Origin of the sequence: Devosia sp., assembly GCF_028290645.1 — a bacterium.
Lineage (GTDB): Bacteria > Pseudomonadota > Alphaproteobacteria > Rhizobiales > Devosiaceae > Devosia_A.
Genome location: NZ_JAQGJL010000160.1, coordinates 1 through 9964, shown reverse-complemented (window position 1 = coordinate 9964; position 9964 = coordinate 1). Strand labels below are relative to the sequence as shown.

Sequence of the window (9964 nt, the reverse complement as noted above, 5' to 3'; positions counted from 1 at the left end):
CACCCCTCCCCAACTCGGTGTGGCTAAGCTTTCGAGAAACTATCGGTCCGGGCTACGGAGCCCTGTGCAACGACGCGCAGCCGCGGCGTCGGAACCAATCGGGCGGCGGGGCCATTTCATCTTTCTTCATCACCGGGGAGAGCCGAAATGGCGACTGTGGATGTGAAGCGTGAGCCGACGGTTGCCGATGTCGATCAGCTGATCGACGAGAACGGCATGCCGATTGCGCTGCCGGAGAACTCCGAGCTCGAGGTTACCGGCAATGTCGAGGAGACGGTGGGCGCCACGGGGCCGACCGGCTGGTGGCGGTACGGCGTGCTCGGGCTGGTGATCGTCGCGGCGATCCTGCTGTTCTTCCAGCTGCTGATGGGCAATCCCGGGACCGGAGTGGTCCCCGGCACGCCCGTGACGGCGCCGCAGCAGACGACAACCCCGTGAAAAAGGCCCGGGGGACTGACCCGGGCCTCGAAACTGCTCGATCCGGAACTCAGCCCTGGATGGGCGAGAGCTGGATTTCGACGCGGCGGTTCTGCGAGCGGCCGGACTCGGTGGCGTTCGAGGCGATCGGATCCTCCTCGCCCTTACCGGTGATGTAGAAGCGGCGCTGGTCGACACCCTGGCTGGCGAGGATGGTGGCGACCGAGGTGGCGCGCCGCTGGCTGAGGTCCAGGTTGTAGGTGTTGGACCCCTCGGAGTCGGTGTGGCCGTAGACGTCGATGACGGTCTTGTTGAACTTCTTGAGCACCAGGCCCACCGAGACCAGCGTCTCGTTGAACTGCGGCTGCACGGTCGCGGAGTCGGTAGAGAAGGTGATGTTGGACGGCATGTTGAGGATGATTTGCTGGCCGACGCGCGTGACCGAAACGCCGGTGCCCTGCAGCTGCGCCCGCAGCTCGGCTTCCTGCTGGTCCATGTAGCTGCCGATCGCCGCGCCGGTCAGCCCGCCGACGCCGGCGCCGATCAGCGCCGCGACCCGCGGGTCGCTGCCGGTCGCCGCGCCGATGATGCCGCCGACCACCGCGCCGCCGCCCGCACCGATCAGCGCCCCGCCTGTGGTGTTCGAGATCTGGCTCTCGCCGGTGAAGGGGTTGATCGAGGTACAGGCGCTCAGCGACAGGGCCGCGAGGCCGGCGATCAGAATCTTCGATTTCATTGACGTCCCCCGTAGGTCTTGGCGCACGTTCTCGCCACCGATTGCGGCAGCAAGGTGTTCGCCGCTGCCTTTGCCCGGCGCAGACGTTAGATCAGGTTCGCCCGGTGCGCTAGCCGTGCGCCCAGCCGCCGTCGACGACGAAATCCTGGCCGGAGATCATCCGTGAATCGTCGGCGGCGAGGAACAGCACCATGCGTGCGATGTCCTCGGGGTAGAGCCGGCCCTTCAGCGCCTGCTGCGCGTCGAGCGCCTTCAGCCCTTCCTCGGTGGCCCACAGGGTCAGCTGCCGCTCGGTCATGATCCAGCCCGGCACCAGCGTGTTGGCGCGCACGCCGTGCTTGCCGTATTCGCGCGCCATCGAGCGCGACATGCCGTGCATGGCGGCCTTGGCGGCGGTGTAGACGGTGAGCTGCGAGGACAGCACCATCCAACTCACCGAACCGAAATTGATGATCGAGCCGCGGCCGGCCGCCACCATGCCCGGGGCCACCGCCTGGGCGGCGAAGAAGGCGTGCTTCAGGTTGACGGCGATGCGCTCGTCCCAGGCTTCCGGGGTGATGTCGGCGATGTCGTGCCGCTGGTCGTTGGCGGCGTTGTTGACCAGCGCCAGGGTCGGGCCGTGCGCCGCCTCGAAGCCCTTGATGGCGGCCTGGTAGGCCGGAATGTCCGTGATGTCGCAGCGGGTGAACTGCACGCTGGCGCCTGCGGCATTGAGTTCCGCCGCGAGCTTCTCCCCTGCTTCGGCGGCGATGTCGACGAAGCCCACCTTGCTGCCCTGCGCGGCGAAGGCGCGGACGATCCCCTCGCCGATGCCCGAGGCACCGCCCGAGACGATCACGGGCATGCCGTTGAGGCTGGGATAGCTGGCGTAGTCGGACATGAAGTTCCCCGGAAAACCGATTGCTGGCGGGGGGATTTAGCGTGAGGGAAAGCGCCCGGCAAGGCGGCAACCGGGTGAGGCGTACGGTGCGGTACGATTGTCACCGGCACGACATGTGGGCTGGCTAGGTGGGGCGTTCCATCACCCCACGAAGTGTTCGCGCCATGTCCCTCGATCTCGTCAAGCCGGCGCAGATGGCTGCCCTCATCGGTCCCTCACTCGAGGAGCGCGGCCGGCTCGCAGCGCTTGAGCGGACCGAAGCCAATCATGCCGCGGCCATGGCCAGCCTCCAGTGCCTGCAGCGTGTCGAGGCGCCGGCGGCGGCCCACGCGGCGCAGCTGTCGTTCCCGCTGACCGTGGCCACGTGGAACCTCGAGCGCTGCTATGCGGTGGAGAAATCGGCGGAGCTGTTGAAGCGCGAGGGCGCCGACATCGCGCTCCTGTCGGAGGTCGACAACGGCATGGCGCGCACCGGGCAGCGCCATACCGCGCGCGACGTCGCCACCGAGCTCGGGATGGCGCATGCGTTCGGGGTCGAGTTCCTGGAGCTGGAACTCGGCGCGGAAGTCGAGCTCGAGTTCTGCGAGGACGACTTCAACCTGCATGGCTTTCACGGCAACGCGCTGCTGGCGCGCGGGGCGCTGCAGGCGCCGGTGATGATCCGGCTTGAGCCGCACGGGCATTGGTTCAAGCCGGAAAGCCCGGCGCATCGGATCGGCACGCGTTGCGCCATCGCGGCGAGCGTGATGACGACTGAGGGGCCGCTCTACGCGGTGTCGGTGCATCTCGAGAATGCCGCCAATGCGGCCTATCGCGAAAGGCAGATCAAGGGGCTGATCGATGCGATCGACCAGCTGGCAGGCGATACGCCGGTGATCATCGGCGGCGACCTCAATGCCGCGCTGGTCAGCCGGGACGGAGCGGAGGAAACGCTGTTCGCGCATGCGCTCGGCCGCGGCTTCGAGCTGCACGGCGGCCCGCTCGACCAGACAACCACCCGTCCCAGCCGGGTCAGCCACAAGCCGCACGGGACGTGGAAGATCGACTGGTTCCTGACGCGCGGGCTGGTGGTGGAAGAGAGCCGCATCGTCCCGTCACTGGCGCCCGACGGCGAGGTGCTGTCGGACCACGATATGGTGGTGGCGCGGGTGGCGGGGTTCGCTGGTTGAGGGATATCTCGGTGCCGATCTCTTCCCCTGCGGGGGAGATGAGCTGGGGCGATATCGCGGCCAGCCTCAGATCGCCTCGTCCTCGACCACCTTGCGGCTGGTCGGGGCGAGGTCCATCGCCTCGACCTTGTCGAGCAGCGCGTTGATCTTCTCCACGTTGGCGATGTGGCGGGTTTCCATCGAGAAGTTCAGCGTCACGTATTCGCGGCCGGGGCAGAAGGTGCAGATGTTGGCTGCCGGGTGCCAGGCGCCGCAATAGATCGGCTCCATCATGCCGTGCGTCATCGGGCCGTAGGTGCGGTGCGGCGGGACCAGGGTCAGCACGATGTGCATGCCGCCGTTGAAGCGCCAGAAGCGCTTGCCCGGCAGGCCCTTCCACATGGTGTTCAGCCCGCGCAGGGTCTTGAACATCGAGTTCATCATCACCTGGAACTTGGTGATGTCCTTCTGCTCGATCTTGCCGACCGTGTCGTCGACCTCGCGAACGAAGGTGACGAAATCGCCGTGCACCTTGAACTTGGCCTGCAGCGCCCGGACGCGGAAGAAATCGTCGTCCGCGTCGTGGCGCTTGCCGTCGAGCATGGTGTAGGCGGCGCCGATCACCTTGTGCGACATGTGCTTTTCGGCGCCTTCGCCGTTGAGCGCGTAAGTGACGAGCGCGAACATCAGCGAGCGCTGGCGCACGCCGAGCTTGTTGGCGAGCAGCCGCAGCCGGTGGCGCTTCAGCGCCAGGGTCTTGAAGCCCCAGGGCTTGTCGGCCGGCGACAGCAGGTTGGCGAGGATGATGTAGCTCCAGGTCATCGACCAGCCGCGGAGCTTGCCCTTCAGCCGCGAGCCGAGCGAGACCTTGTTCGACTTGTCGCTCATGATGCCGTGGCCGGCCGAGGCCGAGCGGGTGAGCAGAGCCGAGTCGGAGCCTTCGAGCAGCGCATGGCTCGAGCGCACCTGGATCATCGAGGCACGGCCCTCGGCATCGGGACCGCCGCGGCGGACGACGGCCGAGACGCGGAACAGCGGCAGGTCATCGCGGGCGAAGATGTCGGGAGACTTCGATATCCACTTGTCGGGGTAGCCGTCGAACTCGTCGACTTCCTCGACATGGGTGATGGCGTCGAGCAGGTGCTTGGGGAAGGGCTGGCCCGGGCGGGCCCCGACGAAGCCGTGGGTCAGTTGCGGGGCCAGCGCGACCATGTCGGCGACGAGATTGCCGATCGAGTCCTTGTCGAAACTCGACTTCGAGGCGGCGGTGAAGAACACCGTGTCGCGCGCCTCGTAGAGGAACCACTGGAAATCGGTGAACAGCGCCTGCGGATGCTTGTTGACTGCGGCGAGCGCCAGATCGAGCACTTCGGCGTGGTCGTTGGCAAAGCTGGACGACGAGAAGCTCTTCATGGCGGATCCCCTATTCCGTGTGGGCTGATACTAGACGACGCCAAGGCCGGGTCAACGTAAAGGCTACCAGGCCGTTAACACGCATCCGCCGAATGGCATTGGGGCAACTCGCACGGGCGGGCTGAACCCATTCTGAACGGCGTCCCCCTCGACCGCCCGGCCGATCCGCGCCACGCACTTGAGTATGATTGGCAGCGGGGCCGCCACGGTTTAGAATGGTTGCAAGGTCGTCGCGCAAGACGCAGGTCCGCCAATGACTTGCATCGGCCTCCGCGCGGCGAATTGACCTATGTCAATCCGTCCGCCGCAGGACTAGCAGTCTGCGCGCCGATGGGGTCGCGAGCAGGCGGGACCTGCGCTACGAGAGTGGTACAATGGACTATCGCGGGTTTTTCGAGGACGCCGTCGACACCTTGCGGCAGGAAAAGCGCTACCGCGTCTTTGCCGACCTCGAGCGAATCGCCGGGCGTTTTCCCCGGGCCATCTACCGGGATTCGGCGGACAACCAGCGCGAGATCACCATCTGGTGCTCGAACGACTATCTCGGCATGGGCCAGCATCCCAAGGTGATCGCGGCCATGCAGGACACCGCGGCGCGACTCGGCGTCGGCGCCGGCGGCACCCGTAACATCTCGGGCACCAACCGCCCGCTGGTCGAGCTCGAGCGTTCGCTCGCGGACCTGCACCGCAAGGAATCGGCGCTGGTCTTCACCTCGGGGTTCGTCTCCAACGAAGCTGCGATCTCGACCCTGGCGCGGCTGCTGCCCGAATGCGTGATCTTTTCGGACCAGCTCAACCACGCCTCGATGATCCAGGGCGTGCGCCAGTCCGGCATGGAAAAGCGGATCTTCCGGCACAACGACGTCGCGCACCTGCGCGAGCTGCTCGCCTCGGTCGATCGCAAGCGCCCCAAGCTCATCGCCTTCGAATCGGTCTACTCGATGGATGGCGACGTGGCACCGATCGCCGAGATCTGCGACCTCGCCGAGGAGTTCGGCGCGCTCACCTATATCGACGAAGTGCATGCGGTGGGCATCTACGGGCCACGCGGCGGCGGCATTGCCGATCGCGACGGGCTGATGGGCCGGATCGACATCATCGAGGGCACGCTCGCCAAGGGCTTTGGCGTGATGGGCGGCTATATCGCCGCCAACCGGGCGATCATCGACGCGGTGCGCTCCTATGCACCGGAATTCATCTTCACCACCGCCCTGCCCCCGGCGCTGTGCGCGGCGGCCTGTGCCTCGATCGAGCACCTCAAGGTGTCATCGGCAGAGCGCGAGGCCCAGCAGCGCCAGACGCAGCTAACGAAGGACATCCTCGGCGACGCCGGCCTGCCGGTGCTGAAGACCGATACGCATATCGTGCCGGTGATCGTGGGTGACGCCCGCCTGGTGAAGGCGGCGAGCGACATGCTGCTCGAAAAGCACCACATCTACATCCAGCCGATCAACTACCCCACCGTGCCCAAGGGCACCGAGCGGCTGCGGATCACCCCGACGCCGTTCCATACCGACGAGATGATCATCGAGCTGCGCCACGCGCTGGTGAGCGTATGGGCCAGCCTCGAGCTGCAGCGCGAGCGGCCGACCAGCAAGGTCAGCGCCGACAAGCTGACGAGCGGGGATTTGACGCTGACCGGCGCGGGCGGCTGACGCCGTCGCCTTCTCCCTTGTGGGAGAAGGTGCCCGAAGGGCGGATGAGGGGTATTTCTCCGCGAGTGGGATGCCCTTAGGGCGGCTGCGGACGCCGCCATCGAAGGTGCGCTTCGGCAGAAGCGACCAACGACACAGGCCCCAACACCGATGTCATCCCAGCGAAAGCTGGGATCCATTTCTCCACCTGCGCGAGCCGTGAGTTGGATCCCAGCCTTCGCTGGGATGACACCGAGCTTGTTAACGGAACGCGGCCGAGCCCCGGCCTACGCCCGCCCGCATCGAAAACCTCAGCTCGTCAGCACGATCCGCATCAGGTCGGCGGTGTTGCGGGCGCCGAGCTTTTCCATGACGCGGGCGCGGTGCACCTCGATGGTGCGCGGCGAGATGCCGAGTTCGCGCCCGGCTTCCTTGTTGGACTGGCCGTTGGTGATGAGCTGCAGCACTTCGCGCTCGCGCGGGGTGAGTTGGTCGAAGCCGCGCACCTCGACGCGGCGGTGGCCGCCTTCGGCGACGGGGCCGAGCCGGATGTCGTGCCGCAGCGTCTCGCGGACGGCTCGCACCAGGCGCTCGGATTCGATGGGCTTGGTGAAGACGTCCGAGGCGCCCGCCTTCATCGCCAACACGGCGGAATCGACCTCGGGCCGGTCCTCGAGGATGAACACCGGGGTGCCGGTGCGCATGGTCTTGATGCGCTTGAGGATGGCCAGCCCATCCTCGTTGCCGACGCGAAAATTGACGATGGCGACGTCGGGCCGGCGGCGCTCGGCGGCGGTGAGAAAGCCCGAGGCATCGACCGAAAACGCTGTCTGGAACCCCTCGAGCCGGAACAGGACGCTCAACGCCTCGCAGGTCGCGGCGTCGGCATCGAGGATATGCACCATGCGGTCGCGATGCAGAAATGAAGGGTAATAGAATGATTCAGTCACGACGTCCTCCGACAGCAAACGGCGCAAAACCCGGTGTTGGTACGCTGGAATATCCACAGCCGAAAGCTCTCCGCCGGAGACGGTGAGAGGCGTTACACGGCTGTTCTTGTCAGTACTCACAACCTGCCGACGCGATGAAATATCGGCGTACAGCATGCAATAAGTGTTCCCGCGGTCCGATTAGAAGAACTACGTATGCGCGAACGCTTAGCGGATTTAGGGATAAATGCCTTGAACAGAGGTGTCAAGGAGGATATTCCTATCTCCCAGGAATGATGGCACCTCCGGCGAAGTTTCGCTGGAAGCGCCCCGTGTCGGAGCCTCCCTACTTCTGCGCCTTGATCGCGTCCCTGATCTCGGTCAGCAGCTTCTCCTCCGTCGTCGGGGCGGGCGGTGCTGCCGGGGCGGCGGCTTCCTCGCGGCGGAAGCGGTTGATGGCCTTGACCACGAGGAAGAGCACGAAGGCGATGATGGCGAACTTCACCACGGCGTTGATGAACAGCCCGTAGTTGAGGGTGGCGACGCCGGCAGCCTTGGCGGCGGCGACGGTGGGGACCGGCACGTTGCCGGGGTTGTTGAGGACGATGAACAGGTTCGAGAAATCGATGCCCCTGAGCACCACGCCGATCAGCGGCATGAAGACGTCGTCGACGATGGACGAGACGATGGCGCCGAAGGCGGCGCCGATGATGACGCCGATGGCGAGGTCGATGACGTTGCCCTTGAGGGCGAAATCGCGGAATTCCCTGAACATGCCGTTCCCCTTGGTTGCCCGCGCCCGGCGGCGCCTCGTGCGGCCAATGACCCAAGCCGCGCCCGGCGTTGAGTTTTTCGCTTTCCGGGCGACAAAGCAACTGGCTGCGGCAGGGCGCGGCGGCGTGCCCCCTCCACCGCCCTCGCCAGTCGCCCTCCCCCCGCGTTGCGGGGGAGGATCGGGGTCTCGACTTTGTGTGGCCTTGCGAGGGGGTGGCGGGGGGCAGATACTGGCCCGCGGGTACGGAAACGAGATGATCGCGACGCTGACCGACAGACAGGATTCGCTGAGGCAGGCGATCGACTTCATCCCGCAGGGGATCGCGGTGTTCGATCGCGACCTGCGGCTGGTTACGTCGAACTCGCGCTATGCCGAGTTGCTGGCGGTGCCGCCGGAGCTGGTGCGCTCGGGAACGGCGCTCTACGACATGGCGCTCTACGTGGCGCGGCGCGGCGACCTGGGGTCCGGGGACGCGATCTCGCTGGCTGCCCAGCGGGTGCAGACGCTGACGCAATCACATACCACGGTGAGCCAGCGGCTCGGCGCCAAGGGCCAGGTGCTGGAGTTTCATTCCTCGCGCCTGCCCGATGGCGGGTTGGTGATCAGCTTTGCCGACGTCACCGCCCGGGTGGCGGCGGAGACCGAGCTCGCCAGCATCAACCAGACGCTCGAGGGGCGGGTCGAGGAGCGCACCGCGGCGCTGATCCGGGTGAACTCGGAACTCGAGGTGGCCCGCGCCAAGGCAGATGCGGCCAACCGCGACAAGACGCGCTTTCTCGCGGCGGCGAGCCACGACCTGCTGCAGCCGCTGAACGCGGCGCGGCTCTATACCTCGACGCTGGTGGAGCGGGCCGGCGGCACCGGGCTCGACGACCTCGCGCATTCGATCGAGGCGTCGCTGACGGCGGTCGAGGAGATCATGTCGGCGCTGCTCGATATCTCGCGGATCGACGCGGGTGCGCTGAAGCCGGGGGTCGTGCCCTTCCAGGTGCGGGACCTCTTGAAGAAGATCGACGTGGAGTTCGCGCCGCTGGCGCTGAAGAAGGATGTCGACCTGCGGCTGGTCGACACCTCGCTGGCGGTGGCGGGCGACCGGGCGCTGGTGGCGCGGATCATCCAGAACCTCGTTTCCAACGCCATCAAGTACACGCGGCCGGGCGGGCGGGTGCTGGTGGGGGCGCGGCTCAGGGGCGCGCGGGTGCGGTTCGACGTGATCGACACGGGCATCGGCTTCAACAAGGACCAACACGCGCTGATCTTTGCCGAGTTCAGCCGGCTCGAGCATGGGGCGCGCATGGCGCAGGGGCTGGGGCTGGGGCTGTCGATCGTCAGGCGTCTCGTCACGGCGCTGGGGCTGACGCTGGAACTCGAGAGCAAGGAGGGGCGCGGCTCGCGCTTCTCGCTTTACCTGCCCTACCACCGCTCGCCCAAGGTGGCGCCCGATGCGGCGCCGGTGCGCGAGCCGGTTTCGAACCTCACCGGGCTCAGGATCCTCTGCGTAGACAACGAGCGGGCCATCCTCGATGCGATGGAGGGGCTGCTGGGTGGCTGGGGGTGCGACGTGCGCTCGGCCCGCTCGCTCAAGGACATCGACAAGGACGGGCTGCTGCTCGGCTGGCTGCCGGACCTGGTGCTGATGGACTATCACCTCGACCAGACCTCGGGGCTCGATGCGATCGAGTGGCTACGCCACAATGTCGGCGGACACCTGCCGGCCGCACTGGTGACGGCCGACCGCAGCCCGGCCGTGCGGGCGCTGGCCGAGGATCGTGGCGTGACGGTGGTGACCAAGCCGGTAAAGCCCGCGGCGCTCCGCGCGACGATCAGCCAGCTGGCAGGCCAGCGCGGGCGGAAGCGGGTGGAGGGTTAGGGACGGCGGTGCAGCTCGGGCTGGGGCTGGTTCTGGCCGATATCGTTGATTTAGTCTGCGGTTGATCGGTGGTCGTGGTCGTGATTCCGTCCTGTAGTGGGTTGCAGGGGGACGCGACGATGATGGGGATGCAGATCGAGCCGGCGCGGCTGTTCTACGAGT

The 9964-nt window shown here is 66.6% G+C and carries 9 protein-coding genes; 4 read left to right on the top strand and 5 right to left on the bottom strand.

Annotated elements, in window-relative coordinates; genetic code table 11:
* The first annotated feature begins 147 nt into the window (after nucleotides 1-147).
* A complete protein-coding gene (locus JWQ89_RS09190; protein ID WP_299640327.1) occupies nucleotides 148-438 on the top strand; it encodes a hypothetical protein in 291 nt (96 codons plus the stop codon).
* 49 nt (nucleotides 439-487) lie between these two features.
* On the opposite strand, the gene JWQ89_RS09185 is transcribed toward JWQ89_RS09190, so the two are convergent.
* Nucleotides 488-1153, bottom strand: a complete 666-nt coding sequence (locus JWQ89_RS09185; protein ID WP_299640326.1) for an OmpA family protein — start codon at nucleotides 1151-1153, stop codon at nucleotides 488-490.
* Between the two features lie 109 nt (nucleotides 1154-1262).
* Nucleotides 1263-2033: an SDR family NAD(P)-dependent oxidoreductase gene (locus tag JWQ89_RS09180; RefSeq protein ID WP_299640324.1), complete on the bottom strand. Its 771-nt coding sequence runs from the start codon at nucleotides 2031-2033 to the stop codon at nucleotides 1263-1265.
* Nucleotides 2034-2197: 164 nt separating this feature from the next.
* Here JWQ89_RS09180 and JWQ89_RS09175 point away from each other — a divergent pair, with 164 nt between their 5' ends.
* Entirely contained in the window at nucleotides 2198-3202 is a 1005-nt protein-coding gene (locus tag JWQ89_RS09175) for an endonuclease/exonuclease/phosphatase family protein (RefSeq protein ID WP_299640323.1), read from the top strand.
* A 66-nt stretch (nucleotides 3203-3268) separates the two neighbouring features.
* On the opposite strand, the gene JWQ89_RS09170 is transcribed toward JWQ89_RS09175, so the two are convergent.
* Nucleotides 3269-4594 (bottom strand): hypothetical protein, encoded by a 1326-nt coding sequence (locus JWQ89_RS09170; RefSeq protein ID WP_299640321.1) that lies wholly within the window; start codon nucleotides 4592-4594, stop codon nucleotides 3269-3271.
* Nucleotides 4595-4968: 374 nt separating this feature from the next.
* Here JWQ89_RS09170 and hemA point away from each other — a divergent pair, with 374 nt between their 5' ends.
* Nucleotides 4969-6249 (top strand): 5-aminolevulinate synthase, encoded by a 1281-nt coding sequence (gene hemA / locus JWQ89_RS09165; RefSeq protein WP_299640317.1) that lies wholly within the window; start codon nucleotides 4969-4971, stop codon nucleotides 6247-6249.
* Nucleotides 6250-6539: 290 nt separating this feature from the next.
* Here hemA and JWQ89_RS09160 read toward each other — a convergent pair whose 3' ends face one another.
* Both JWQ89_RS09160 and mscL read right to left on the bottom strand, forming a co-directional pair.
* The gene (locus tag JWQ89_RS09160) at nucleotides 6540-7178 is read right to left on the bottom strand and encodes a LuxR C-terminal-related transcriptional regulator (protein WP_299640316.1); all 639 of its coding nucleotides are present in this window, start codon (nucleotides 7176-7178) and stop codon (nucleotides 6540-6542) included.
* Between the two features lie 325 nt (nucleotides 7179-7503).
* Nucleotides 7504-7932, bottom strand: coding sequence for a large conductance mechanosensitive channel protein MscL (gene mscL / locus JWQ89_RS09155; protein WP_299640315.1), 429 nt, complete (start codon nucleotides 7930-7932; stop codon nucleotides 7504-7506).
* 253 nt (nucleotides 7933-8185) lie between these two features.
* Here mscL and JWQ89_RS09150 point away from each other — a divergent pair, with 253 nt between their 5' ends.
* Nucleotides 8186-9802 (top strand): PAS-domain containing protein, encoded by a 1617-nt coding sequence (locus JWQ89_RS09150; RefSeq protein ID WP_299640314.1) that lies wholly within the window; start codon nucleotides 8186-8188, stop codon nucleotides 9800-9802.
* The last annotated feature ends 162 nt before the right edge of the window (nucleotides 9803-9964 follow it).